Genomic DNA, 25,939 nt, shown 5'->3' on the forward strand with positions numbered 1-25,939 from the left:
TGCAAGGTTGCCAAATTCTAAAGCCAATTGAATATTCGAATATGGAGGTTATCAAAAAATGAGCAATAACAATGATTATTTAAAGTCTCCAGATTTGTTGCCAATTACTCATGATCAACGAAAGATTAGTGCATTTGGATTTTCAGTAATTTGGATTGGAATGGCCATCGTACTTGCAGCATTCGCAATTGGTGCAGCAGGCATTATTCATTTATCAATGCCTATGCTAATTGTAGCCACACTAGTTGGATCGCTTCTTATAGGGATTTTCATGGTGCTCATTGGTGATATTGGAATCGAGCATGGTTTGTCTTTCCCTGTCTATATGCGTGCACCATTTGGTACATTTGGGACACATTTGCCATCGTTCATGCGTGGTTTTACAGCTTCATGCTGGTTCGGAATCAATACGTACTTTGGTGCGCTTGCGATAAATGGAATATTAAACATTCTATTTGGTTTTGATAATTGGTTCATTTGTTTCTTTTTATTTGCAGCATTGCAGCTCTTTAATACATCACTTGGCATTAAATCGATTGAACGGTTTGCCGATTTAGCAGCTCCAATCATTATTTTAATATCCTGTTGGATGTATATTACATTAGCAGATAAAGCAGAAGCCACAGGGAAAAGTGTATGGTCTTGGGTAGAATCACCAACTACTGGTATGGCAGCATTTACAGCTTTTATGATTGTCGTGATGGCAAATATGGGCTTCTGGGCAACCCTTGCTGCTGATATGCCTACCTTATCACGCTTTTTTAAAGCTCCTGCCAATGAACGAAATTGGTTTAAACGTAACCGGACACAACTTGTTGGTTCACTGATTATCATGCCAATTGTTAATACATTCATGATTGTAATCGGTGCAGTATGTTATATGGCAGTAAAGTCGGCTGATCCGATTAACGCATTACAGCAATCAGCAAGTGGTTTTATCTTAGCAATCTTATTATTAATGATTGTCCTGGCACAATGGTCAACAAATACATCTGCAAACGTGATTCCTGCAGCCACGATATTCTCAAATATCGGTGGTCCACGTGTACCTTTCTGGGTTGGAGTAGTGATTGCGGGTATTATCGGAACGTTATCACAGCCATGGAGTTTATTTGAAATGTTAAATTCTGTCCTTCTCATTATTGGTGGAATCTTAACATCGATCGTTGGTATATTATTTGCTGATTATTATCTGTTACGTAAACGCCGTATTAATGTACAAGGTCTATATGAGTCAAATGGTCAATTTAGATATTTGGGAGGTTTTAATCTAGCGGGGTTAATCTCTTGGATCATTGGTGGAATCATAGCAAATATTTTCCCAACGTATTCATCATTAATTGGATTTTTCGTAGGAGCAGTATTATATTATATTCTTGCGAAATATTGGTGGTTTAAAAAGTATCCACAACAAGAAATATTGGATCCTGATGATGGGAAATATTTAGGGATTACAGTTGGAAATAGTTGGACGATAGATCCGTATGAAGAACCAGCATTTGTACCTGAAGTAGCACAAAATATATCTACAGATGTAAAACACCAATAGAGGAGGGAGCATATGTCAGAATATGTGCAAGTAGCTGCTGAAATTGCGCAACTTGATGCACTCTTAAATCAGCAATATCTGATTGAATTAATAACTGAAAACTTAGATGGTGCTCAAGTAGTTCTTGAATTTGAAAATCAGCAGACAGAACTGAACATTACAACTGCTGAAGCTCGTAAATACCTGACAGTAAAGTTACAAGAGCAACTAAATAAGCAGCCACAAAAGTAAACTTCAAATGTAATTCAAAGACTTAAAGCATCACCGAATAAAATCGGTATTGCTTTTGGTCTTTTTTGTTTACAAATACATGTAAAGATAAATGAAAAATACGCATGTTATGTGAGTAAATATGTGAAATTAATACTGTAATTTATTAATCCGTCAGCTAATATAGCTTGTTTTACTAGCATTTATTCTAGTTGTATTATCTATTGTCAGGCTTACAATTGTCATTTCGATTATTAATGAAATTCGCAAATGCTTCATGAAACCAAGCATCCAAATCGCAATTAACAAAACTACAGGGATAGTACTTGTTTTAAACGGCGTTCGAATTGCAACTGAAAAAGCATAACGAATAAGGCTATATTAAAACTAAAGAGAATTTATTTTCTGTTTTACGACAATTTGTCCCAAGTTCTGCTAAAGTTTATCCAAACATACTATTGAAGGAAGAACAATTTTGTTTGGAGGTCAAAGTAGGCATGAGGAAAAAACGACTTATTCTTCTAGGTATTATAATTTCAAGTGCAATAATTATTTGGTTTACTTCAATTAAAATTAAGCATGATGAACAAACGTTAGTTCAAAGTATGGCTGTATCTATGGATGAACATTATAGAGTAGAGGAACTATTAGAAACACTTTATAAAGAATTAGAAAAAAATTACGGAGAATTAGTATTAAGTTTTTCTCCTGATGAACGGATACTCACAGTAAAAGTTAAGGATCAGGAATTTATCGTAAAAAATCAAGTGGAAATAAAAAAACAAATTAATGAGATTGCGAAAAAAATGAATATGGATGATATAAAAGTAGAAATTAAAACAGGATTATAAATGAGTCAATTTCATAATTCAAAGATTTGATAAAAAACACGAACATTAAATGTGCCATTGTTATTTGCCAAATCTATTAGAAGATTGTCTATGAAGCGGAAGATGGCGACTCCTGCGGGAAAGCGAGACAGGTGAGACCCCGCAGTGAATCACGGTACGTGCTTCCGAGGAGGCTCAACGCTCGCCCGCGGAAAGCGCCATCTGGAGCGGCATACTAAGTAAATACTGGGAATGAAATATTATCCGAATTATTGAGCTGTTTACTAAGAAAAAATTCGTATTTTTTTACTAGAAAAGGATTTATGAAATTGATTCAAATAAGAAATTAATTAAAAAAGCTGATCAGTCCTAGGACAAATCAGCTTTTTCTTATGTAAACTTTTTTGGAAATGCAACTTAGTATACAAAAACAACCACTTAATCCAAAATTTTATCCTCTTAATAAAAAATAAGAAAATACAGAATTTTATATGTTATATTCAAAGTGAAGAAAGGGGAGCGGCTGATGAAGGTTAATGTCACATTGGATGACAAATATCAAGAAATTGAAGTTCACATAAATGCACACAGCTTTGACGAAGAAGTTGAACAGTTAATGAAGCAACTAAAAACACCGGTGACAAATGTTATCGATGGCTATGTTGATCAAGAAATTCGAATGTTAAAAGTTGCAGAGATTTACACTGTCTATGTCGAAGCTGGGAAAGTGTATTTTCAAACAGATGAAGAAGAGTATCAGTCTAAAAAGAAGTTATTTGAGATTGAAAGAATGTTTGATAAACAATTTTCACGTGTCAATAAATCGATGCTTGTGAATGTAGACCATATTCGATCATTTCAACTGGATCTACTTGGCTCAACAGAACTAATTTTGCATAATGGAACAACTGTCCATGTTAGTCGCAAATATCTAAAAGATTTAAAGAATAAATTGGGGATTGGGAGGGAGTAATATGTGGGGGTTTGGGTTGTTACAATCAGGTTTAATAGGCTTCCTTATTAGCCTGAGTACCTCTTACTGTATGGTTACACTAGATGTATTAAATACAAATGCAACTGTAACCGGGCAAGAACTATTAGAGCAACTTATCGTAGCCGCAATCCTTGGTATTGCTATTGGCATTTGTACTATGATTTACCAGATTGAACAACTATCGTATTTTGTTCAAATCATCATTCACTTTATTTTGGTCACAATTTGCGTTTGCGTTGCAGGGTATTTTGGTCATTGGTTTGATTTTAATAATATTTGGTCCTTTATCAATGTTTTTAAAAGCGAATTGATTATTTATACGATTGTTTGGTTCTTCTTTTATACAAAAGCAAAGCATGATATTCGAGAGATGAACGAATTACTTCAAAAAAGGCAGGAGATGTAAAATGACGAATGCTATAGAAGTACAAAACTTGAAAAAGAACTTTCGGGATGTTGAAGCGGTTAAGGATATTTCTTTTGAAGTTAAACAAGGTTCACTGTTTGCTTTTTTAGGAACGAATGGTGCGGGTAAATCAACGACAATTGATATTTTATGTACTTTAACTAATAAAACAGCAGGCACGGTGAAAATTGCGGGGCATACAATTGGCTCAAATCATGCTAATGATCAGATTCGAAAAGAAATTGGGGTTGTATTCCAGGATAGCATATTAGATGAGCGATTGACCGTTTACGAAAATATTTGGCATAGAGGGGTTTCCTATGGCTTAAAGCATGAAGCGTTGAAAACAAATTATAAATTTGTCGCAACTCATTTACATTTAGATGATATTGCAAAGAAAAAATACGGTAAGCTTTCTGGTGGTCAAAGACGTCGTGCGGATATAGCACGTGCACTTATTCATCGCCCATCCATTCTATTTTTGGATGAACCAACAACGGGTCTTGATCCAAAGACTAGACAATTTGTTTGGCAAGCAATTAAACAACTACAAGAAGAAACAAATATGACCGTATTTTTGACAACTCATTATATGGAGGAAGCAGCGGTTGCAGACGAGATTGTCGTTATTAAAAAGGGTGCTATAGTTGCCGAAGGAACGCCTAATGAGCTCAAAGAACAGTATGCATATGATCAATTGCTCATCGTGTTTCAAGAGGATGTTGAGGGAGCGAATTATTTATCTTCCTATAAATATAAACAACAGCAAGATACATTTGTGATACCTCTAAAATCTACGAAGGATGCACTTTCTATATTAAAGGAAGTAGAACAAGTAATCCAATCTTTTGAAGTCATAAAGGGTTCAATGGATGATGTGTTCATCAGAATTAATGAGGAAGGGGAAATGGTTAATGACAACAGTAATGAGCTTAGTAAGCAGACACTCGAAAGTATTTAGGAGAGAGCGAACAACAGTCTTTTTCTCACTATTATCTGTCATCATCGTAATTTTACTTTACGCATTGTTTCTTCAGAAGACACAACTAGATTCCATCTCCCAAATGGTGAAAGTCACACCCGATTTAAAATCAATGGTTAATGAGTGGATGGTAGCGGGTCTACTTTCTATTCTTGCTATTACAACAACGCTCGGTGCATTTGGAATCTATGTGCGCGATTTAGAAACAAAGAGAGCTGAAGATTTCTTAACAATGCCCATATCAAGAGGTACTTTGCTTGTAAGTTATGTTATCAATGCATTTGTAATCGGTAGTGTATTTTCAATCCTTGCTTTTATAGGTTGTGAAATTTTCCTTGTTTCTTCTGGTGGAGAATGGGTCGACTTTTCAACTTTCCTTCAAATCATAGGCGTCTTATTACTAGCCGTCACATTAGCTAGCACTTTTAATTTACTTTGTACGCTTCTAGTAGAATCCCAAACCGCATTTTCAACATTAAGCACCATTATCGGTACTGTTATTGGGTTCTTATGTGGTGTTTATGTTCCTATGGGTGCACTTCCTGACTACGTTCAAAAGTTCATGCTCTATTTTCCTTTAAGCCATCCAACTGTCATGTTAAGAAATTTATTTATGAGTGATTCATTAGACAAAGTCTTTAAGGGAGCACCACAAGCGAAGGAAGAGTATATGTCTTTATATGGGGTGACCTATGAATGGCAAAATCATATCATGACGCAAACTGCTCATTTGTCGGTTATAGTAGTAGCGGCTATCGTATTTTGTGTTTTATCGATTTTGATTTTCCGATTAAAGAATAAATAAAATAATATAAATTTGTTTTTCCAAAGAATATTAATGCCACAAAGCAAATTTTAGCTATGTGGCATTTACTATGGATATATTTTAATATCATAAAATTCCATGAAATTATTGATTATAAAGACCATACATATAGATTTGAGTTAAATTTTTTGCAATCGACTCTTCAGTAAAAGAAACTCGATTATGAATGATATCCCAGAGGAAATGCTCAAGGTTATAAAATAATATACGTGCTGATACCTCAGGATCAGTTTCCGCCTTTGCGAGGCTTAAAGACTGTGAATAAGTGATATCACTACAAATTCTTTTTATAAAATTTTCATTAATGTATCCCCACTTCTCTTTTAGTAACTGACTTACTTGAATTCCTTCATAAAAAAGTAAAAGCTCTGTTTGATATTTTTTAGCTAATGATAAAAACTGAAAAATTTGAGATCTGATTATTTCGTAAGCTTCCTCTGTAGTTTTAGGTTCGAATTCTATATCTGCAACTGAGTAAAATTCATCCATTAAATCAGTCATAAAGTGTGCCAATATTTCATCTTTACCTTCCGGAAAATGAATATAAACTGTACCATGTGCTGCACCAGCCGCCATTGCTATCTTATTTACTGTAGTGTTTTTGTAACCTAAATCTTTGAAAATATTTTGTGCTGCCATTAAAATTTTTGCTTTTGTTTTTAATGATCTATTTATTCGGCCATCTATTTTCATATTACACCCCAAAAAAATTTATTGACGATACGTCATATTTAATAGCAATATACGCATACAATTTTAGTAATATGACTGAACGTCATAAATATAGAAAAGAAGGGGTTACTTACTGAAATCCCAACGTAAATCGGATTTTTTGTATTATTAGGTCCTTAGCAGAACAAACAGGTTTTTCTCTATGCTTTCTATTTTAAATAGGAACAATTCCTGCATTTTGGTAGCGTTTCCAACATACGATAAGGATTTATTTTTTCTCAAAATGGTGGAGGTTATGTTTAAAAAGCTGTATTTGCATTTTAGATCAACAACTTTCTAAAACGACAGACAGAATTATACAGATTACACATTCAAAAATATTCGTTACGACATGCAGTATCAGAGATTGTCTTTCAATAATTTGTATTAATGTAAAGGAGGCGTGTTGCATGAGTTATCCTTTAAAATTTGCCGATATCGGGGAAGGAATTCATGAGGCTGAAATTATTAAATGGTATATCAATGTAGGGGATATTATAGAAGAAGATCAACTAGTGTTGGAAGTTCAAACAGATAAAGCCACGGTGGAAATTACATCCCCAAAAGCTGGAAAGGTGATATATAGAAGCGGAAATGAGGGTGAGCTATTATATGTAGGCGATACGATTATAGATATTGAAAATAATAACGAATCGAATATTTTAGAACCTAAAAGTAAAATAAAAGAACAAAATGATGATATAAAAAGTATATCAAAAACTATCAATAGAGTAATTGCAGCACCAAGTGTTCGAAAATTTGCACGCAGTTTAGGTGTCAACTTATCTGATGTTAAGGGTTCAAAAGAGAATGGGCGAATAACCAAACAAGATGTACAAGAATACTTTTCAGAAGCGAATAAAAATCCCAAACACAATGACGAGAAAAATCCTGTATTAAATGAGGATGTTAGAATTCCAATAAAGGGACTAAGAAAGCAAATTTATAAGAATATGGAGAAATCTGCATTCACAATCCCGCATACTACGGCAATGGATGAAGTCCAAGTTGATGCATTAATTAATTTCCGAAAAACACTAGATACTATTACTGATGTAAAGTTAACATATATGCCTATTATTATAAAATTTATTACTGAAGTATTAAAGAAAAATCCTATATTCAATGCATTATTAGATGAAGAGAATAAGGAAGTTATTTTGAAAAAACAATATAATATTGGTTTTGCCGTTTCGACAAATGAGGGGATAATTGTTCCTGTCATTCATCAAGCTGACCAAAAGTCTATAGAAGAAATTGCAAATGAAATGATTAATTTACAGGAAAAAGCCCGTTCAGGATCAATAACTTTGAAAGAAATTAGTGGAGGTACTTTTACGATATCAAGCACTGGTCGCCAAGGAGGAACATTTGCAACACCTATGATTAGCTGTCCTCAAGTTGCTATACTTGGAATCCATGCAATGAAAGAAAAACCCGTAATATTACAAACAAGGGAAATTGGAATTGGGACAATAATGGGAATTAGCTTATCATTTGACCATCGAATTATTGACGGTGAACCTGTCGGGAAATTTATAAAGGATTTAAAAGATTATATAGAAAAACCAGAAAGTCTATTGTTAAACACTAGATAGGGGTGATTCTTTTTATGAATGAAACAACATATAAAGTAGAACAATATAGCGTTTTAAATTCAGATGGTGAAATAATTAACGGCAGATCAATTCAGGTTAATGATCGTGAATTACTTGAAATGTATCGTTTGATGAAGCGAGCACGTCTACTGGATGAAAAACTATTAAGGCTGCAAAGACAAGGGAGGATCTGCACATATCCTCCTTTTAGCGGGCAAGAAGCAGCACAAATTGGAAGTGGAATGGCCTTAAATGAAAAAGATTGGATATGCCCAAGTTATCGTGATTTAGCAGCTTGTCTAGTTCGTGGAATGTCAATCGAAAGTATTCTGATGTATGTAAAAGGATACGCATCAGGATGGAAAATGCCAGAAAATACGCGTATCTTACCTATTCAAGTAATAATAGCAGCACAATTACTTCATGCAGCCGGGATTGCACATGCAGCAAAGATTAAGGGAGAAGATAGTGTCACTGTAAGTTATTTCGGAGATGGTGCAACATCACAAGGTGATTTTCATGAAGCGCTTAACTTTGCATCCGTTTTCAAATCTCCTGTTATATTTTTCTGTCAAAATAATCAATATGCAATTAGTATTCCAGTATATCAACAGATGGCCAGTGCAACAATTGCACAAAAAGCAATTGCGTATGATATTCCAGGAATCCAAGTAGATGGTAATGATGTAATTGCTGTTTATCAAGTGATGAAAGAAGCTATTAAACGAGCACGGGAAGGTCGAGGGCCAACATTAATTGAAGCAGTCACATACCGACAAGGACCACACACGACTTCAGATGAACCAAAAAAGTATAGAACTGAAGAAGAAACAAAAAAATGGTTAGCAAAAGATCCTCTTCTTCGCTTACAAAAATATTTAAAGAAAAAATTATTGTTGTCAGATGAACTGGAAAATCAGATTCTACAACAAACAAAGAAAGAAATTGAAAATGCGATTCATATCGTTGATAATACAGTACCAGATTCGTTGGATACTGTCTTAGGCAATGCCTATAAAAATCCCCATTTATTATTACAAGAACAAATTGAATATTGTTCGAAAAAAAGGGGGATTACAAAATGACTGAAATGACCATGGTTCAAGCTATTAATCAAACAATTGAATTAGCCCTTGAGAAAGACCCAAGTGTAGTCTTATTGGGTGAAGATGTTGGAATAAATGGAGGGGTTTTTAGAGTTACAGATGGTCTTATTCATAAATTTGGTAAGGACAGAATAATTGATACACCTCTTGCAGAATCAGCAATAATTGGAACAGCTTTTGGGATGAGTATTAATGGATTAAAACCAATAGCAGAGATACAATTTATGGGGTTTATCTATGAAGCAATGGACCAAATTGCTAGTCAAGTGGCTAGGATACGATCCAAATCAGCAGGTAGATTTAATGCACCACTTGTAATTCGAAGTCCATATGGAGGGGGAGTAAGAGCTCCTGAACTCCATTCAGATAGTTTAGAAGCATTATTCAGTCATACACCCGGCTTGAAAGTAGTAATGCCTTCCAGTGCTTATGATGCAAAAGGGCTTTTACTTGCTGCTATCGAGGATGAGGATCCTGTATTGTTTTTAGAGCCAATGAAACTTTATCGTGCATTTAAAGAAGAGGTGCCGGATCATCCATATACTATTCCCATTGGAAAAGCATCAACATTAGTAGAGGGAAATGATATTACAATTGTTTCTTGGGGTCCTCCAATTATTCTACTAAAGAAAATCGTCCAAATTTATAAACAAAAAGGTATTTCTATTGAGCTAATTGATTTAAGAACTATAGCGCCATTAGATATAGAAACAATTGTTAAGTCTGTAACCAAAACAGAGAGGCTAGTAATTGTTCATGAAGCTGTCAAAACAAATGGTGTCGGTGCTGAGATTGCAGCATTAATAAGTGAAAGAGCGATTTTTTCTCTAGTAGCTCCTATTATTAGAGTAACGGGATTTGATTCACCTTATCCAGTAACAACCGTTGAAGAAGAATGGCTACCTAACTTGGAGAGAATCTCGGACGCTATTGATCAAATTATAACGTATGATTAAGATAAAAGAAGCCTTAAAAGTCAGGTATATCTAACTTTTAAGGCATCTTTTTTATAGATTTCACAAGAAAATTTTCCTCTTGTTCAAAATGTGGGTGGGGAATTAATTACTAAGGTATCATCTATAATAAATGATTCTTTAAGGAATCGATGAAAAATATTTCTTAACTTTGTTCTAAAGCGTTTGATTCCAATCTGAAAGTTTGTTGCTTGTTCATTTTGATAATTTTTGAAAGTAATTCTATTTTTATGACTTAAAATGATAGAGGTTTTAAGAATAAGATTTATTCTTTCTGAAGGGGAAAATTGAATTTATAGTTATTGTAATAGTTTAATGTTTTCCACTTGACACAATACCGCACGGGGTATAAATTGGAAGTGAAGATAAATTAGTAGATTAAGTCAAAATTATAGAGGGAGTTTTGGGTATAGGCAAAAAAATATTAGTAGTTGGTGGTGTAGCAGGTGGTGCTTCTACTGCTGCAAGAATTCGTCGTTTAGATGAACAAGCGGAAATTATTATGTTTGAAAAAGGTCCACATGTGTCATTTTCAAACTGTTCATTACCATTTCATTTAAGTGGTATCGTTGAAAATAGTAAGAGATTAGTATTAATGAATCCAACAGCTTTTAAAACAAAATACAATATTGAAGCGCGTGTGCAACAAGAAGTGGTTAGTATTAATCGTGAGGAAAAAACAATTACCGTAAAAAATCTACTATTAAATGAAGAATATGATGAGAGTTACGATACTTTAGTTTTATCACCTGGGGCAAGTCCAATTGTTCCCAATATCGAAGGAATTCACGCTCCGCATGTCTTCACAGTAAGAAACGTAACAGATATTGAACGCTTAAACCAATATGTGAGTAACGAAAATGTTCAAGATATTGCGGTTATTGGTGGGGGCTTTATCGGCGTAGAAGTAGCAGAAAACCTACGCTTAGCAGGTAAAAGTATTGCTTTAGTGGAATTTGCGAATCAAGTCATGATGCCATTTGATTATGATATGGCACAAATTCTGCATAAAGAAATGACTGACAAAGAAGTTCAACTAATTGTTAATGATGGTCTTGCAAAAGTTTCAGATGAATATGTGGAACTAAATTCCGGCAAACGGGTTGAAGCACAAGCTGTCGTTCTAGCGATTGGTGTACGACCTGAAATTTCTTTGGCTAAAGAAGCAGGACTTGAAATCGGTGAACTTGGTGGTATTAAAGTAAACCAAAATTATGTAACATCAGATCCTTCGATTTATGCAGTTGGTGATGCAATTGAAGTCTATCATCGTTTAACTCATCACCAAACAAGACTGGCATTGGCAGGCCCTGCACAACGACAAGCACGTGCAGCTGCGAATCATATGTATAACATTCCAAATCGAAACATTGGTGTAATCGGTTCATCTAGTATTCAAATTTTCGATTTAAATTGTGCCACAACAGGACTAAATGAAAAAGCAGCAAAAAATGCCGGATTCACCGTGAATAGCGTATATCTGATTGCACCGGATAAAGTCGGTCTGATGCCAAATAGTAATCCACTCCATTTTAAATTAGTATACGAAGTACCAACTGGAAGAATCCTGGGGGCGCAAGCTATTGGAAAAGGCAATGCAGATAAACGAATCGATGTAATCGCAACACTGATTACAATGGGGGGCACATTAGAAGATTTAAAAGAACTGGAGTTGACATACTCGCCAATGTTTAGCACAGCAAGAGACGTTGTCAATCTTGCTGCTTTAGTGGGATTAAACTTACTGTACGGTCATTATAACCAAATTACTGTATCACAAGTTCGTCAATTAGTAGAAACTAACGCCTACTTTGTTGATGTACGAGAAAAGGATGAGTTTGAGAGAGGGCATTTAGTTGGGGCAGTTAACATTCCATTAAGTGAATTACGCAATCGAATGGATGAAATTCCAAAAGACATTCCTGTGTATGTACATTGTCGTTCGGGGCAACGAAGTTATAACGCTGTAATGGCTCTACAAAACTCAGGTTTTGACAACGTTTGGAATGTGTCAGGCTCATTCCTAGGAATTTGTTTATATGAGTATTTCAATGATCAAACATTGACTCGAGAAAAAATTGTCACAGAGTACAATTTTAAATAAAATATGAATCCTTTTGAGAACGGTGATTTCCAATTTCACCGTTCTTTTTTATTTGTCTATTTCAAAAAATAGTCAGGTATTAAAATGTTATGCTATATTAGGCAATTCTTTTTAAATTTATTTACTTTTTTTATCAAAAATGAAACTTTTTATAATGGTGCGTTGTCTAACACATACCAAGGAGGTAGGGCAGATGGAAAAGGAAGAACGCAATAGGCTATTACAACTTGCGATGGATTTGCATGGGAAGTATCTCGTTCGACTTGCGTATACCTATGTGAAGGATGAGGCAAAAGCTGAAGACCTTGTACAAGAAGCATTTATACAATATTACATACACCTTGAAAATTTTGAAGCAAGATCGAGTGTTAAAACATATCTATATCGTATAACGGTCAATCTTTGTCACAATCATTTAAAAAGTTGGTCACATCGTAAGCTTGAATGGACTGAAACGATTTCGAATTGGTTTGTTTCCAAAGAAAATCCTGAACAATCGGCTATTAACAATGAAACAAGTGTTGAAGTAAATACTTTACTGGCAACATTATCACGTAAATATAGAGAGGTACTTTGGCTCTATTATATGGAAGATTTTTCAATACAAGAAATTAGCGGAATATTAGAATGCTCTGTGAACACAGTAAAAACGAGACTTGCAAGAGGAAGACATACAGCAAAAACGACATTTGAGGAGGGCATGCTTGATGAAAACTAATTGGAAAAGTATATTAGACCATTTAGTCCCAAAACATGTAACATTAAGTCAAGAGAAACAGCAGACAATCCTTGAAGAAGCAGAAGCACGCCTTGCTGGGCAAAAGAAGCCTAACCGCAAATGGCAACCCGCTGTTGTTGGTGTCGTACTTGCTGCAATGACTTGTTTACTGATGGTTATGTTTTTAAGTCAAAAAGCAACACAAAATGAGAAACAAGCAGATGAAAAGTTTGAACGATTAGTCATGCCTTATGAATATTCTGACCTTATGCATGCACAATATGACTATATAAACCATTCTTTTATAATGTTGAGTTCAGATCGTAAGAGTATATTAAACTATAAATTAGATTGGATACAAGAAGAGCAACTTATTAAGCCGATTAAAGATACTATTAATGATGCTGCAGTAAACGAAGAATGGATAGTATATGCGACTGATAAAAAGATTTACGTACAAAGTCGTCTTACTGACAAAAAATATTCGTTAAATGAGCAAGTTGCCCATGATATTCAAATTTTTGGAGACAAAATTGCTTATTCATCATTTTCTTCAGATAAGTGGAGTTACCGAATTGTTAATCTTAAGTACAAAAAGATCACAGAAATTCCAATTGATTTTAAAGAAACTAGTAGTCATATAGTGTTAACTGCTCATTATCTTCTAGTTTCGAATAAAGAAGAAAATCAATCAGCCTTAAATATATATAATTTATCGACGCATGAAGTGAAAAAATTTAACGTATCAGCAGATATAATAACCAATCTATCCTATGCAAACGATGCAATCTATTATCTCGCAGATGATAAACTGCAAACTATGAATCCAAAAACAGGTAAAGTGACGACTATAAAAACAGAAAAATGTAATTACTTTGCTGTTTATCAAAATTACATTGCAATAGGGACAGAGAGTACTGTAAAACTCTATACTATTTCAGATACAAAATTAAAGAACACACATGTATTCGATAAAATTTCGGCAAGACTTGTACATCCTAGGTTTTCAGAAGAGGGCGTACTCGTAATAAACTCAGAGGATGCTGATCATTCTATCTACACATTCGATACCAATGCAAAGAAATCACATTTTGCTGGTGAAAGTAAAAATTGGAAAGCGACATACGAATATACAGGATCAGAGATTTGGAATGAGAATTATGGAAGTCTAAAATATCATAGTAAAGATAAAGGGCAATTAATTATTCGTTATAAAGGTGATTTAAAGGATTTAGCCGCATCAGGTAAATTGAATATTTCTTATGAAGCTGGTTCATCTAATATTAAAATGAATGAAGATTTAAATTCATCTACCGTTCGAAGAGAATATAAAATGAATGATGGCTCTATAGGTGGTGCGCTAATGAAAAATCAAGAAATTCTTAAAGTAAAGGTAAAATGGGGAAAACATGAAGAAGAAATTCAACTAAAACTAAAGTAAAGAGCAAAGATCGTTCTATTAAGTGGAGCGATCTTTTTGTTATGTAAATTAATTTCATAATGCAAAATTTATATAAATTATACGAACATTTTATGTTATCCAATATTGTTAATTGCAACGCTTACGAAGGTGAGGCCTTGAAAATGCATTAGCATTTTCTTCGTGCGATGTTCATTCAGTGAGGTGTATTCATAGTTTTCATAGTCCTACGGGAAAAGCTTGTGCTGAAATCCTTTGGGAAACGTAGTGAATGCACTGGAAAAGTTGAAAATTTATAATGAAAATCTTGTATAGCTATCTTTGTTGATGTGGAATTAGCGAAGACTCCTGCGGGGAAAGCGAGACAGGTGAGACCCCCAGTGAAGCACGGTACGGGCTTCCGAGGAGGCTCACCGCTCGCCCGCGGAAAGCGAAGCTAATTCCACATCATTTAGCAATTAGATAAATACTATTAATATTTGTATTTAAACACTTTTTCAGTTCCCACAACGTAGTGACGAGGAGATTGAAGCCAAGCCCATGGAAAGCGCAGTCTGTAGCGGAACATCCAAATCTGTATAGTGAAAAGTAAATGTGTTAAAATGCTCGTGTTAAAAACCAAAAATGGATTTATGTATATGGATTTGTTGGAATTTAAAGAATCGAAAGGAATTTTAAAGTATATACAGAACATATTGTATAAGATGTTGAAAGTGTAGTAATTATTAACTTTCTGTTTAAAAAAAATTTATAAGGGAGTGAAGAATTTTGGTTAAAATGGGTCTATCTTTAGAAAATAATTTAATTGAAATTAGACGTCATTTACACAGAAATCCTGAATTGTCTTTTCAGGAATTTGAAACTTCAGCTTTTATAAAACAAACATTAACGAATTGGGGCATCCTATATAAAGAAATTGCAAACACCGGGGTATTCGTAGATATCGTCGGTGACACTGAAGGAGAAACCATTGCTTTAAGAGCGGATATAGATGCTTTGCCAATCAATGAGGAGTTTGTTAGCGATTTCCTATCTCAAAACAAAGGCGTTATGCATGCATGTGGTCATGACGGCCATACAGCTATTTTACTAGGAGCGGTAAAAACTTTACATAATAATCGATCACTTATCAAAGGAACAGTTCGCTGTATTTTTCAACCTGGTGAAGAGGCAGACGGGGCAGCATTGAGACTAGTAAATGAAGGTGTTTTACTCAATCCCAATGTAAAATCAATTATTGGTCTTCACTTATGGCCACATCTTCCTTTTGGTCATATTGGGATTAAAAAAGGAAATGCAACGGCCGGTTGTGATACATTTACCATTCAAATTAAAGGAAAGGGTGGCCATAGTGCCCGACCTCATCAAGCACTTGATGCCATTGTAATAGGAACTGAATTGATTCAGCATATAAATCACATAAATATTAAGAAATTCAATCCATTAGAGCCACATGTTATTCATATTGGCTCCATTCACGCAGGGGAAGCTGCAAATGTAGTAGCAGATGAACTTGTTATGACAGGGACATCAAGATCCTATTCTAAAGAGCTAAGACATAAAATTGATGCGGAAATCAAAAATATTTGCGAAAGTTTAGCTAACATGTGGAATGTGCAAATCGACTATCAAATGAAATTTGGTGCACCACATATATTCAATGATCATTTCTTAGCAGAACAATTAGAGAAATGTGCAAGAAGTTTCATGGCAGATGATGAAATTGATTTATTAAATGAACCATCTATGGGAGGGGATGACTTTGGCTATTACGCAGACCAAATCCCAGCTCTATATTTTCGCTTAGGTATCGCAAAAGAAGATTCAGGAAATCTAGACTTGCATCATCCAAAATTCAACTTCGATGATCGAGTATTGGTGAGGGGCGCTGAGGTGTTCAGCCGATTTGCAGTGGATATGTTGAATGTTTATCAGCTATCAGAAAATGTAATTGAATAATCAGCTGTATAGAGATTATTTAAATAAAAGGTGAGATGAAAATGCCAATTTACAATAAATTAGTCCGTGATTTAATTCCCGAAGTGATTGAGAAAAATAGAAAGAAATGTTCAACAAGAATATTAGCACCAGAACAACTTTTAGGAGCAATTAAATTAAAGATGCAAGAAGAAGCTTTTGAATTTAAAGAAGCAAAAGGACAAAAAGATGCCTTAGAAGAGTTAGCAGATGTTTTAGAGCTCGTTCATGCAGCACTGGATGTTTACAATGTATCGTTCCAAGAATTAGAACAAGTACGATTGGCTAAAAAAGAAAAACGAGGGGGCTTTTCAGAGGGAATCTATCTTTTAGAGGTAGAGGATGATTAAGCTTACAATATCTTTTCTTGACTAACCTAGATTATTTAAGTATCATATTTATGAATTTAATAAGAGGTTCATAGCGCATACCCTCTCTAAAAAACTATGGAACATGTGAATAATGCCATGTCCACTTTTTGCGGACATGGCTTTTTTTATTTTGCTTCGGACGCTAGTTACTCGAGTGCCCACATAACGTGGATTTGATAGAAGTACGAGCGTTTTTACTTTTAGTTTTGGGGTGTTTAGGTTATGTGCTTCTTTCACTATTAAGGAGGCATTTTGAATGTCAGGAAGAACTGAAGAACAAGGGTTGAAAGATTTAACCCTTTTAGGAAACCAAAATACAAACTATTTATTTGAATACACACCAGATGTACTTGAAGCGGTTGATAATTTACATACAGGGAACGATTTCTTTGTGAAATTCAATTGCCCTGAATTTACGAGCCTATGTCCAATGACTGGGCAACCAGATTTTGCAACAATGTATATCTCTTTTATTCCAGACAAGAAATTAGTTGAAAGTAAGTCATTAAAATTGTATTTATTTAGTTTCAGAAATCATGGAGATTTTCATGAAGACTGTGTCAATATTATTATGAATGATTTGATAAAACTGATAGATCCTCGTTATATCGAAGTATGGGGTAAATTTACACCTAGAGGTGGTTTGTCAATTGATCCATGGTGCAATTATGGACGTCCAGGTACAAAATACGAAAAAATGGCGGAGCATCGTTTGATGAATCATGATCTTTACCCAGAAAAAGTGGATAATCGATAAAATTCCATATACTTGGACAAGATTATGGGAATAAGATATTGCTAGCTATTGTGATAGGGTAGGTACTAATATTAATGCGATATTAAAAAATAGCGTTGAGACAAGAAGCCAAGAATGTGGATGAACCGATATTCTTGGCTTCCTTTTAATTTAAAGCAAAAAAATCGAGTCTTCAAATTCCATAAGTGATGACGTGATGATGATGCCGAATAAGGATTCTGTCATCCATATAGGAGTTGATGGAGCATGTATCCATAGAGAACGTGACGAAAAATGACTTCTTCATGTGGAAATAAAAGGACAAGCTGGGTTCTCGCAAAACTTCCCTCCAATATAGTCCACTTCTTGTTGTATATCGACAGGATTATGAGAGTTACCAAAAACACGCTACATTAATGGTAGAGTTTTACTATATTAACATAACGAAAAATGATAGTTGATATGGTATAATTAGGTACTATTAATACTTGGAAATATTGAGTACATTGGTTACAAAAGGAGGCATAACAGTTGGAAGTGTATAACAAAGTGAATATTATGAATTTTTCAATAGGTTTACCTAATGAAATGAAATACGGAAAAGGTCAGGTAATGGATACGGGGATTTGTAAACAATCAATTGATGAAGTATATCTAACGAAAGATGGATTTCGTGGAGATGGTGTGGCAGACTTAAAACATCATGGTGGCTTTGATAGAGCTGTATGTATTTACCCATTTGAACATTATGCTAAATGGGAAAAAGAATTTGGAAAACCATTAGATGCAGCTGCTTTTGGCGAGAATTTAACTGTTACCAATATGTTAGAGGAAAATGTTTGTATTGGAGATATTTATCAAGTTGGAGATGCCGTCATTCAAATTACACAAGGGAGAATTCCATGTAGCACCATCTCTAGGAGGGTAGATAATCAACTCATTTTAAAGAGACTTGTCGAGACTGGATTTGTAGGTTATTTATGTAGAGTAATAAAAGAAGGTATTGTAAGAAGTGATTCAGTAATTTCTTTAGTGAAAAAACATCCTCAAGAAGTCTCTGTTCTATATTGTATGGATACTTACTTTCACAGTACAGAAGATGTCGAAGCTATGAATAAAATTCTAAATGTACCAGAATTAGCCGATGTATGGAGAGAAAAATTAGAAGTACGTGTAGAGAAGTATTCAAAATAAGTAGGGTCGATTTTGCTACCTATCATTTTTGATTTTCTAAGTGAAACAATTTTATTATTCATATAAAATATAAGACATTTAATAATATCCAATTTTTATTCATTGTGGAGCGAAAGACGGCGAGTCCTCGAAAATGCATTCGCATTTTCTTCGTGCGAGGTTAATTCAGTGAAGTTCATTCAAAGTCCTACGGGAAAAGCTTGAGCTGAAAGCCCCGAGGAACGATTTTAAGGAACAAAGCCTAAGAACGCCACATCCTGTGGCAACGGCTTAGTGACCAACATCGTGTTGGCCCGAGGAGATTGAAGCCAAGCCCGTGGAAAGCGCCGACTGTAGCGCAACATCGAAAACTGAATATTAAAAGATAATTTGTTAAAATGTTCGTATTTAAAAGCCTAAAATCGATTTATTAAATTGATTCAAGTAGATAATTATTAAACAATGTGATTAATTGATGGAATTACAGATTCTTGACTAAAGAAATAATAATAAATATTAAAAGTATAAGTTTAATAAGAGGTTCATACGTTAACCTTCTCTAAAAACTATGGACATCCGAATAAAACCATGTCCAGTTTTGTAGTCATGGCTTTTTTCATTTGTTCTAGTATTTCAAGAGAATTGATTATTTAGTATTATTAAAGATATTGAAAAAAAGACTAGGGGAAAAAATCGAAATACTTTGAGTCTATCATCTACCATAGTGCTTATATAAAATCCCAAAATAAAAGTATCATTTTAGCTAAAAATCAAAAAATGTAATATGATATAGAAGAAATAATATGAAATAATCAGGTGATACAATGCCAGCACTTACGATAGATCAAGTTTTGATACTTGATTCGTACAATATTTATACGACAGTACCAGAGCGCTCGCTTTTTACGCTAGAGCGTGTGCACAAAGAATTTTTCCAAGAAGATGAGTTTGCGGACTTAATGCTTGGCATTACGAATGCTAGATCGAAAACAGCAGCCATTTCGCATTTTTCGAAACGCTTCGGACAATTTGTCGCGATGCAATTTTATATGTTAACAGCTAACGATGTAATTTGGGATGGCGATGAACGAGATTTGCAGTTTGATGCTACGAAAGAAAACGGTCTCTATACGATTTGTATGTTTGCCAATCCTAATGACTGGCGCTACGTTGATGATTCAGAACGTGAATATGTAATGTCCACGATTTTATATAAACAGTGCTATCAAATCGTTCAAGATTTGCGTAATACTACGTCAATTTCGCCAAGAGTTATATGGGATAACTTTTTCGTGCATATCGTAGGCGTTTATGCTAAATTACTCGATAATCCATTACTTGCTGATCGAGCAATGGATGATTTAGAAATGTTGGAATCGAAAGAAGTATGGGCGCGTTTTAGCGATAAGTCATTATTTTATGATTATACAAAAGGGATTGCACCCGCTTCACTCGTTAATCAGCCAATTCGAAAATCCTGTTGTTTATCAAAAGATATTCCAGGACTCGGTGCTTGTGGTTATTGTCCGCTTGAACGTGAGTAGAGAAAAGGGAAGCACATGAAAAAATGTGCTCCCCTTTTTTGCATAAAAAAGGCACGTCATTTCAAGTGTAAAATCATTATATTTACATAAACAAATTTTTATATTTTCAAGGGAAATGGAAACCAATTGTTAATTGAAGGGAGAGAATCAATTTGAACTTTTGTCTGAATATGCCACGTTTTGGGCAACACTTTGAAGAGGGAGACTGGCCAGAAAATACATTAGTTGAAGGAAAAGGTGCAGATTATTGGGGAGAGAGTGTTTGCGGTTTAGCATGTATTCGTATGATCATGGGACATTACCAAATCCCAGTAGCTACAGCTTATGACTTACTCAATGATGGAATTCATTTAAATGCATATTGTGAAAAAGGCTGGATTCATCAAGGCTTAGCAAATATTGCAGCAAAATACGGCTTAAGTGCGAAACCTATCGCTTTACAAAATGGCGAAGAACTTGAAAAGTTACTAAAAAATTATGGACCTGTGATTGTCTCCGTCACTGGTCAACTTCCGGAAGATGGTCGAAAAGGAGGTCACCTAATCGTTGCATGCGGAAGACATAAGGAAAAAGGTGAATATATGATTTCATTCCGAGATCCATCAAAATGGGGCAAATCTAATAGCATTGTGTCAGAAAAAAGATTCTTAGCTAGCTTTACAGGCCGAGGAATTGTATTTATGTAGAATTAAAAGATGTTTTTATAGGTATCATGAGGAGAATCTGTCTTCACACTGATTCTCAGACTGTAGATAAACTCCAGTTTGTCTACAGTCTTTTTTTACAATTAATAATATAAATCAATTTCATAATGCAGAATTTATATGAAAATCTAAGAACATTTAATAATTCCCAACTTTGTTCATTGTGGAGCGAAAGACGGCGAATCCTCGAAAAATGCATTCGCATTGCCTTCTTGCGACGATGCTAGACATCAAAGCCTAAGAATGCCACGTCCTGTGGCATCGGCTTCGTGACCAACATCGTGTTGGCCCGAGGAGATTGAAACCAAACCCGTGGAAAGCGCCGTCTGTTGCTCAACAGATTTCAGTATTTATTGTCAATCAGCAAATTATATATAAACCAATTAATTTTAATGAAGGAATTAAGTTTTATTTATTTTTCTAAAAAAATTAAGTCAAATCTATTGACTAATATATAGTAATCTTATAGGATTTAATTGACTAATGAGTCAGTCGAGGTGAATATTGTGGTTCAAGCAGATGTTCGTAGACAAGAGAGAGAGCAACAATTGATTAAAATAGCACTTGAATTATTCGCAACTGTAGGATATGAGAATACGAAAATTTCGGATATTGTAGCACAGGCGAATGTTTCGCAAGGCACATTTTACTGGTATTTCAAAAGTAAAGAAGCCATTGCTTTGAAGATGCTTGAATCCGGGCGAGAAAGTATACTAGAGGCAATCGCGATAGGATATAGAGAATCGAAAGCTTCGATTCAAGAATCCGTTGTATCCTCAAATCATTTATTTGTACATATTTTTCGTTTTGCCGAGGATAATTCCTATTTAATGCACATACTGTTAAAAGGAATCCACTCTCAGCCTTTGTTGCAACAAAAAGTTGATGGAATTAAAGCTGATATGGAAACAGCCTTTGCCAATAATATTGGTCGAGCAAAAGAATTAGGTATGCTTAGTCGACCAATTGAGCCTAAAATGCAAGCAGTTTTTATCATGAGTTTGCTGGAAGGTGTGCTATCCAGATGGCTGTTTACAGAACGAAACGCAAATCAGGCATTCGCTGACAAATCATTACAAGAAATAATTGAGGAAACTGTACACTTCGAATTTTTTGGTATTTTCGGTGTATAAAATAGGAGGAAAAAAAGTGAAAAAAGCAAAATGGTTAGTAGCTTTTGTAGCAGTAGCAGTTCTTGTCCTTGGTGCATGTGGAAATAAAGGCACTCAAAAAGATGTCAACCATGGCAATAACTATACAGATCAATTACAAAATATCCAAGATCATGGAGAAATGACAGTCGGTATAATGGGAACATATGCACCATACAACTTTATGGGCAAAGATAAACAATATACTGGTTTCGATGTAGATATTGCAAAAGAAATTGCAAAACGTATGAATGTAAAAGCAAAATTTGTTGCACAAGATTTCTCGGGTTTAATCCCAGGCTTACAACAAGGTAAATTTGATGTCCTTGTAAGCCAAGTGACGATTACAGATGAACGTAAAAAAGCGATTGACTTTTCAGACCCATATATTACAAACGAAGTAAAAGCAATTGTTAAATCAGACAACAACAGCATTAAATCAACTGCGGATTTTAAAGGCAAAACAATTGGTGTAGGTCTTGGTACAAATGATGAAGCTTATTTACGTAACGATTTAATGCCAAAAGTCGGCAACTTCAAAATCAACACGTATGATGATGTCATCACTACATTAAAAGACTTGGATGCAGGCCGTATCGATGCAACAATCAATAATGTTTATGCATTAAAACCAATTGTTGAAAAAAATAGCTTTAAAATTAAAGCTGTCGGAGATCCAATTAAAGCAGATAAAGCTGCAGTAGCTGTGAAAAAAGGAAATCCAAAATTAGTTAAAGCGATTAACAAAGCAATTGAAGATATGAAAAATGATGGTACTTATAAGAAGATCTTCGTTAAATGGTTTGGTGAAGAACCACCAGCAGAATAAAGAAAGTAGGAAACACACATGGATTTAGTTATTGAAAATATACCCTTTCTATTAAAAGGGGCATATTACACATTACTGATTACAGTGGTATCCATGTTCTTTGGCTTAATAATAGGCTTACTTGCTGCGATTGCTCGAATTAAGGGCAATCGCTTTCTGCGTAATATCGCAAGAGTCTATGTTTCAATTATTCGAGGAACACCACCACTTGTACAGCTTGTTATCGTCTACTATGGCTTAGTTGATTATGGTATCGAACTAGGCCCATTAACAGCAGCTTATATCGCATTAAGTATTAATATTGGTGCATATGTGTCAGAAGCGTTCCGTGGCGCCATTCAATCAGTGCCAAAAGGTCAAATAGAAGCTGCACTTGCAACAGGGATGACAGAAAAACAAGCGATGCGACGTATAATTATTCCACAAGCTATTCGCTATGCAATCCCACCTCTGGGTAATACATTTGTCGGTATGTTAAAAGAAACATCTTTAGTTTCTGTTATAGCAGTAACAGAGTTAATGCGTTCAGCACAACTATTAGTTGCTCAATATTACGTGTATATGCCGTTTTATCTTTCAATCGGTATTATGTATTGGGTAATGAGTACAATCTTTACCTTTATATTAAATAAAATTGAAAAACGCTTATCGGTTTACTAGGAGGTGCAGAAAATGATAGAAATTCAACAACTATACAAAAACTATGGTAGTCATGAAGTGTTAAAGAATCTGACTTTATCCATTCCTGCACATCAAGTAGTAGCCGTCATTGGACCAAGTGGTTCAGGGAAGAGTACATTCTTAAGATGTATTAATGGATTAGAAACAATTACAGCAGGCAAGATTACGGTTAATGGACATGAAATCGATGCGAAAGCACCAAAAAAGGTACTACAAAAAGCCATTTATTCCATTCGCCAAGAAACAGGAATGGTGTTTCAGCAATTTAATTTGTATCCACATAAAACCGTTGTAGAAAATGTCATGGAAGCACTTTTAGTTGTGAAGAAAATGCGAAAAGACCAAGCTCATCAGATTGCATCTAATTTATTGAAAAGAGTTGGATTATCAGAAAAAGAAGATAGCTATCCATCTCAACTCTCTGGTGGCCAACAACAACGTGTAGCAATTGCAAGAGCTTTAGCTATGGAACCACAACTGATGCTATTTGACGAACCCACTTCAGCGCTTGATCCAGAACTAGTCGGTGAAGTACTAAAAGTAATGAAAAGTTTAGCAGAAGAAGGCATGACAATGATGATTGTCACGCATGAGATGAACTTCGCGAAGAATGTCGCAGATCGTGTTCTATTTATGGCAGATGGTGTCATTGTAGAAGATGCTGAACCAAAAGCATTTTTTGAACACCCACAAACCGCAAGAGCACAACAATTCTTGCAACAGGTAAATGAATTCTAAGGAGGAAATAGATATGCAAATCACAGCAAAATGGCAAGGTGGTCGTGCATTTGAAGCAATAGGTGCATCTGGCTATAAAATGGCTATGGATGCAACTGCAAATTATGGTGGAGAAGGACAAGCACCAACACCTACTGAAATGCTTCTAAGCTCATTAGCAGGTTGTATCGGAATTGATGTAACGATGATTTTAAAACCACATTTAGATAAAATCACAAACCTAGAGATTGTAGTAGATGGTACACGCCGTGAAGAAATGCCAACTGCTTTTACTGCAGCAAATCTTACTTTTAAAGTAGACGGCAATATCGACGCACATAAAGTATGGAGAGCCATTAAATTAGGTGAAGAAAAATATTGTGCAGTATCCGCATCACTAAAAGCGGAAATAACACATTCACTAATTCTGAATGGTGAAAATGTACCGTTCGAATAAAAATTTCGTATGAAGAGCAAGGAGATTAATTTTTCTCTTTGCTCTTTTTTTATGGAAGTCACCACAACTGATTCTAATTTGTATCTTGGTAATCGTAAGGTAAATAATAAGAAAATTTGATGAAAATACAGAAAATATTGTCAATTATTGTTGAGAATATTTTATAATATGTTTAATAGACATTCAGAAAGAGGACAATTCATGAAAAACAAATTTTCGATTGGTCAGATGTCGAGGCTAAATAATGTTTCGATTAAAACACTTCGTTATTATGATGAGATTGGGTTGTTTCGACCTTATGAAGTGGATGCAGCTTCAGGTTGTCGCTATTATTTAATAGAGCAATTTAAAGAATTAGAAATTATTTTATATTTGAAGATGATGGGGGTTCCACTTAAAGATATAAAAAAGCAGCTGGAAAATCGCAGTTTAGATGATTTTATTTCTATTTTAGAGAATATAAGAAGAATCACTCGTGAGAAAATTGAGATATTAAAACGAATTGAGCAAGGATTGTTTTCACGTGTCACAGAACTAGAAAATACCAAAGATGATACCAGTATCGGGAAACCATATATTGAACATCTTGATTCGTACAACATTATTCAAGTCAACAAAAAAGTTGGTTCATTAAAAGAAATTGAAACTGAGCTTCGTCAATTGAAGAGCCATTATGAACATATAGCACCAATTGTCATTGGGAATATTGGTTATTTGGTGAATATTGAAGATCGAAGTAATAAAGAATTTTCTTATGACGGTATTTTCTTTTTGGTGGATCAAAAATTGCATATGCAAATGGATAGTATGACCCCTATCGATGAAGGAGATTTTGCAATAATGCGATGGAGAGAAAAAAAGGATGAAGATCATAAATACATAGAAAAACTCTTACGTTTTATCAAAGCGCACAATTATCAAACAGAAGGTCCTTTATATATTCGTAAAATCATTGATGGTATTATCTCAAATCAACCAGAAGAATGGTTAAAAGAAATTCGTATAAAAGTAAATCAATTCACTATACACTAGAGGGTTTATCTTAGATAATGTAAATTTCAAATACAGATGGGATTAAACACTTGATACAATCATCCCAACTTTGGACGAAAGACTTTTTGATTATCTTTTTAACGAATTTTTTAGTATGGGAGAAAAGTGAAAAAAGCAT

Annotated in this window: 26 protein-coding genes; 25 read left to right on the plus strand and 1 reads right to left on the minus strand. The window is 34.6% G+C overall.

Annotated features, from left to right (window positions below; all coding sequences use genetic code 11):
- Positions 1–58 precede the first annotated feature (58 nt).
- The 7 genes from Q8X41_RS00670 to Q8X41_RS00700 all read left to right on the plus strand — a co-directional run bounded on the left by Q8X41_RS00670 (position 59) and on the right by Q8X41_RS00700 (position 5,776).
- On the plus strand, positions 59–1,549 hold the full coding sequence (locus Q8X41_RS00670; protein ID WP_397538349.1) for an NCS1 family transporter: 1,491 nt from the start codon (positions 59–61) through the stop codon (positions 1,547–1,549).
- A gap of 12 nt (positions 1,550–1,561) precedes the next feature.
- Positions 1,562–1,780, plus strand: a complete 219-nt coding sequence (locus tag Q8X41_RS00675; protein WP_397538350.1) for a hypothetical protein — start codon at positions 1,562–1,564, stop codon at positions 1,778–1,780.
- Positions 1,781–2,256: 476 nt separating this feature from the next.
- Complete coding sequence (locus tag Q8X41_RS00680; RefSeq protein ID WP_397538351.1) at positions 2,257–2,610, plus strand: hypothetical protein; 354 nt, start codon at positions 2,257–2,259, stop codon at positions 2,608–2,610.
- Between the two features lie 505 nt (positions 2,611–3,115).
- Positions 3,116–3,562 carry a LytTR family DNA-binding domain-containing protein gene (locus Q8X41_RS00685; protein WP_397538352.1) on the plus strand — a complete coding sequence of 149 codons (447 nt, stop codon included), beginning with the start codon at positions 3,116–3,118 and terminating at the stop codon, positions 3,560–3,562.
- 1 nt (position 3,563) lies between these two features.
- A complete protein-coding gene (locus tag Q8X41_RS00690) occupies positions 3,564–3,989 on the plus strand; it encodes a DUF3021 domain-containing protein (protein ID WP_397538353.1) in 426 nt (141 codons plus the stop codon).
- A gap of 1 nt (position 3,990) precedes the next feature.
- Positions 3,991–4,950 (plus strand): ATP-binding cassette domain-containing protein, encoded by a 960-nt coding sequence (locus Q8X41_RS00695; RefSeq protein WP_397538354.1) that lies wholly within the window; start codon positions 3,991–3,993, stop codon positions 4,948–4,950.
- On the plus strand, positions 4,904–5,776 hold the full coding sequence (locus Q8X41_RS00700; RefSeq protein WP_397538355.1) for an ABC transporter permease: 873 nt from the start codon (positions 4,904–4,906) through the stop codon (positions 5,774–5,776). The genes Q8X41_RS00695 and Q8X41_RS00700 overlap by 47 nt, the downstream gene beginning before the upstream one ends.
- A gap of 105 nt (positions 5,777–5,881) precedes the next feature.
- Here the strand turns inward: Q8X41_RS00700 and Q8X41_RS00705 are convergent, their stop codons facing one another.
- On the minus strand, positions 5,882–6,490 hold the full coding sequence (locus Q8X41_RS00705) for a TetR/AcrR family transcriptional regulator (protein ID WP_397538356.1): 609 nt from the start codon (positions 6,488–6,490) through the stop codon (positions 5,882–5,884).
- Positions 6,491–6,918: 428 nt separating this feature from the next.
- Here Q8X41_RS00705 and Q8X41_RS00710 point away from each other — a divergent pair, with 428 nt between their 5' ends.
- From Q8X41_RS00710 to Q8X41_RS00795, 18 genes are all read left to right on the plus strand, one after another.
- The gene (locus tag Q8X41_RS00710; RefSeq protein WP_397538357.1) at positions 6,919–8,106 is read left to right on the plus strand and encodes a dihydrolipoamide acetyltransferase family protein; all 1,188 of its coding nucleotides are present in this window, start codon (positions 6,919–6,921) and stop codon (positions 8,104–8,106) included.
- A 14-nt stretch (positions 8,107–8,120) separates the two neighbouring features.
- The gene (gene pdhA, locus Q8X41_RS00715; protein ID WP_397538358.1) at positions 8,121–9,191 is read left to right on the plus strand and encodes a pyruvate dehydrogenase (acetyl-transferring) E1 component subunit alpha; all 1,071 of its coding nucleotides are present in this window, start codon (positions 8,121–8,123) and stop codon (positions 9,189–9,191) included.
- Complete coding sequence (locus tag Q8X41_RS00720) at positions 9,188–10,168, plus strand: alpha-ketoacid dehydrogenase subunit beta (protein ID WP_397538359.1); 981 nt, start codon at positions 9,188–9,190, stop codon at positions 10,166–10,168. The genes pdhA and Q8X41_RS00720 overlap by 4 nt, the downstream gene beginning before the upstream one ends.
- Before the next feature lie 427 nt (positions 10,169–10,595).
- Positions 10,596–12,290, plus strand: a complete 1,695-nt coding sequence (locus Q8X41_RS00725) for an FAD-dependent oxidoreductase (protein ID WP_397540169.1) — start codon at positions 10,596–10,598, stop codon at positions 12,288–12,290.
- Positions 12,291–12,483: 193 nt separating this feature from the next.
- Positions 12,484–13,008 carry a sigma-70 family RNA polymerase sigma factor gene (locus tag Q8X41_RS00730; RefSeq protein WP_397538360.1) on the plus strand — a complete coding sequence of 175 codons (525 nt, stop codon included), beginning with the start codon at positions 12,484–12,486 and terminating at the stop codon, positions 13,006–13,008.
- The gene (locus tag Q8X41_RS00735; protein WP_397538361.1) at positions 12,998–14,449 is read left to right on the plus strand and encodes a hypothetical protein; all 1,452 of its coding nucleotides are present in this window, start codon (positions 12,998–13,000) and stop codon (positions 14,447–14,449) included. The genes Q8X41_RS00730 and Q8X41_RS00735 overlap by 11 nt, the downstream gene beginning before the upstream one ends.
- A gap of 756 nt (positions 14,450–15,205) precedes the next feature.
- Positions 15,206–16,387: a M20 family metallopeptidase gene (locus Q8X41_RS00740; RefSeq protein WP_397540170.1), complete on the plus strand. Its 1,182-nt coding sequence runs from the start codon at positions 15,206–15,208 to the stop codon at positions 16,385–16,387.
- A 41-nt stretch (positions 16,388–16,428) separates the two neighbouring features.
- Positions 16,429–16,755 (plus strand): phosphoribosyl-ATP pyrophosphohydrolase, encoded by a 327-nt coding sequence (locus Q8X41_RS00745; RefSeq protein WP_397538362.1) that lies wholly within the window; start codon positions 16,429–16,431, stop codon positions 16,753–16,755.
- A gap of 277 nt (positions 16,756–17,032) precedes the next feature.
- A complete protein-coding gene (gene queF, locus Q8X41_RS00750) occupies positions 17,033–17,533 on the plus strand; it encodes a preQ(1) synthase (RefSeq protein ID WP_397538363.1) in 501 nt (166 codons plus the stop codon).
- Positions 17,534–18,070: 537 nt separating this feature from the next.
- Positions 18,071–18,706, plus strand: a complete 636-nt coding sequence (locus tag Q8X41_RS00755; protein ID WP_397540171.1) for an MOSC domain-containing protein — start codon at positions 18,071–18,073, stop codon at positions 18,704–18,706.
- Positions 18,707–19,509: 803 nt separating this feature from the next.
- Complete coding sequence (locus Q8X41_RS00760; protein ID WP_397538364.1) at positions 19,510–20,229, plus strand: Fe-S oxidoreductase; 720 nt, start codon at positions 19,510–19,512, stop codon at positions 20,227–20,229.
- Positions 20,230–20,381: 152 nt separating this feature from the next.
- Positions 20,382–20,915, plus strand: coding sequence for a C39 family peptidase (locus Q8X41_RS00765; protein ID WP_397538365.1), 534 nt, complete (start codon positions 20,382–20,384; stop codon positions 20,913–20,915).
- A gap of 515 nt (positions 20,916–21,430) precedes the next feature.
- Positions 21,431–22,066 (plus strand): TetR/AcrR family transcriptional regulator, encoded by a 636-nt coding sequence (locus Q8X41_RS00770; protein WP_397538366.1) that lies wholly within the window; start codon positions 21,431–21,433, stop codon positions 22,064–22,066.
- 16 nt (positions 22,067–22,082) lie between these two features.
- Positions 22,083–22,913, plus strand: a complete 831-nt coding sequence (locus Q8X41_RS00775) for a substrate-binding periplasmic protein (protein WP_397538367.1) — start codon at positions 22,083–22,085, stop codon at positions 22,911–22,913.
- A gap of 18 nt (positions 22,914–22,931) precedes the next feature.
- Positions 22,932–23,573: an amino acid ABC transporter permease gene (locus Q8X41_RS00780; protein ID WP_397538368.1), complete on the plus strand. Its 642-nt coding sequence runs from the start codon at positions 22,932–22,934 to the stop codon at positions 23,571–23,573.
- A gap of 12 nt (positions 23,574–23,585) precedes the next feature.
- Positions 23,586–24,332, plus strand: coding sequence for an amino acid ABC transporter ATP-binding protein (locus Q8X41_RS00785; protein ID WP_397538369.1), 747 nt, complete (start codon positions 23,586–23,588; stop codon positions 24,330–24,332).
- A gap of 13 nt (positions 24,333–24,345) precedes the next feature.
- On the plus strand, positions 24,346–24,768 hold the full coding sequence (locus Q8X41_RS00790; RefSeq protein ID WP_397538370.1) for an OsmC family protein: 423 nt from the start codon (positions 24,346–24,348) through the stop codon (positions 24,766–24,768).
- A gap of 201 nt (positions 24,769–24,969) precedes the next feature.
- Positions 24,970–25,800, plus strand: coding sequence for a helix-turn-helix domain-containing protein (locus Q8X41_RS00795; protein ID WP_397538371.1), 831 nt, complete (start codon positions 24,970–24,972; stop codon positions 25,798–25,800).
- The last annotated feature ends 139 nt before the right edge of the window (positions 25,801–25,939 follow it).

This window comes from Rummeliibacillus pycnus (assembly GCF_044359855.1).
Taxonomy (GTDB): Bacteria; Bacillota; Bacilli; order Bacillales_A; family Planococcaceae; genus Rummeliibacillus; species Rummeliibacillus pycnus_A.

What these genes read in the sequence shown, in the direction of transcription:
- Q8X41_RS00710 (WP_397538357.1), top strand. Translation starts at nt 6,919, where the DNA reads ATGAGTTATCCTTTAAAATTTGCCGATATCGGGGAAGGAATTCATGAG.
- Q8X41_RS00695 (WP_397538354.1), top strand. Translation starts at nt 3,991, where the DNA reads ATGACGAATGCTATAGAAGTACAAAACTTGAAAAAGAACTTTCGGGAT.
- Q8X41_RS00740 (WP_397540170.1), top strand. Translation starts at nt 15,206, where the DNA reads ATGGGTCTATCTTTAGAAAATAATTTAATTGAAATTAGACGTCATTTA.
- Q8X41_RS00720 (WP_397538359.1), top strand. Translation starts at nt 9,188, where the DNA reads ATGACTGAAATGACCATGGTTCAAGCTATTAATCAAACAATTGAATTA.
- Q8X41_RS00680 (WP_397538351.1), top strand. Translation starts at nt 2,257, where the DNA reads ATGAGGAAAAAACGACTTATTCTTCTAGGTATTATAATTTCAAGTGCA.
- pdhA (WP_397538358.1), top strand. Translation starts at nt 8,121, where the DNA reads ATGAATGAAACAACATATAAAGTAGAACAATATAGCGTTTTAAATTCA.
- Q8X41_RS00780 (WP_397538368.1), top strand. Translation starts at nt 22,932, where the DNA reads ATGGATTTAGTTATTGAAAATATACCCTTTCTATTAAAAGGGGCATAT.
- Q8X41_RS00700 (WP_397538355.1), top strand. Translation starts at nt 4,904, where the DNA reads ATGACAACAGTAATGAGCTTAGTAAGCAGACACTCGAAAGTATTTAGG.
- Q8X41_RS00705 (WP_397538356.1), bottom strand. Translation starts at nt 6,490, where the DNA reads ATGAAAATAGATGGCCGAATAAATAGATCATTAAAAACAAAAGCAAAA.
- Q8X41_RS00745 (WP_397538362.1), top strand. Translation starts at nt 16,429, where the DNA reads ATGCCAATTTACAATAAATTAGTCCGTGATTTAATTCCCGAAGTGATT.
- Q8X41_RS00670 (WP_397538349.1), top strand. Translation starts at nt 59, where the DNA reads ATGAGCAATAACAATGATTATTTAAAGTCTCCAGATTTGTTGCCAATT.
- Q8X41_RS00785 (WP_397538369.1), top strand. Translation starts at nt 23,586, where the DNA reads ATGATAGAAATTCAACAACTATACAAAAACTATGGTAGTCATGAAGTG.
- Q8X41_RS00675 (WP_397538350.1), top strand. Translation starts at nt 1,562, where the DNA reads ATGTCAGAATATGTGCAAGTAGCTGCTGAAATTGCGCAACTTGATGCA.
- Q8X41_RS00730 (WP_397538360.1), top strand. Translation starts at nt 12,484, where the DNA reads ATGGAAAAGGAAGAACGCAATAGGCTATTACAACTTGCGATGGATTTG.
- Q8X41_RS00795 (WP_397538371.1), top strand. Translation starts at nt 24,970, where the DNA reads ATGAAAAACAAATTTTCGATTGGTCAGATGTCGAGGCTAAATAATGTT.
- Q8X41_RS00735 (WP_397538361.1), top strand. Translation starts at nt 12,998, where the DNA reads ATGAAAACTAATTGGAAAAGTATATTAGACCATTTAGTCCCAAAACAT.
- queF (WP_397538363.1), top strand. Translation starts at nt 17,033, where the DNA reads ATGTCAGGAAGAACTGAAGAACAAGGGTTGAAAGATTTAACCCTTTTA.
- Q8X41_RS00790 (WP_397538370.1), top strand. Translation starts at nt 24,346, where the DNA reads ATGCAAATCACAGCAAAATGGCAAGGTGGTCGTGCATTTGAAGCAATA.
- Q8X41_RS00690 (WP_397538353.1), top strand. Translation starts at nt 3,564, where the DNA reads ATGTGGGGGTTTGGGTTGTTACAATCAGGTTTAATAGGCTTCCTTATT.
- Q8X41_RS00760 (WP_397538364.1), top strand. Translation starts at nt 19,510, where the DNA reads ATGCCAGCACTTACGATAGATCAAGTTTTGATACTTGATTCGTACAAT.
- Q8X41_RS00685 (WP_397538352.1), top strand. Translation starts at nt 3,116, where the DNA reads ATGAAGGTTAATGTCACATTGGATGACAAATATCAAGAAATTGAAGTT.
- Q8X41_RS00755 (WP_397540171.1), top strand. Translation starts at nt 18,071, where the DNA reads ATGAATTTTTCAATAGGTTTACCTAATGAAATGAAATACGGAAAAGGT.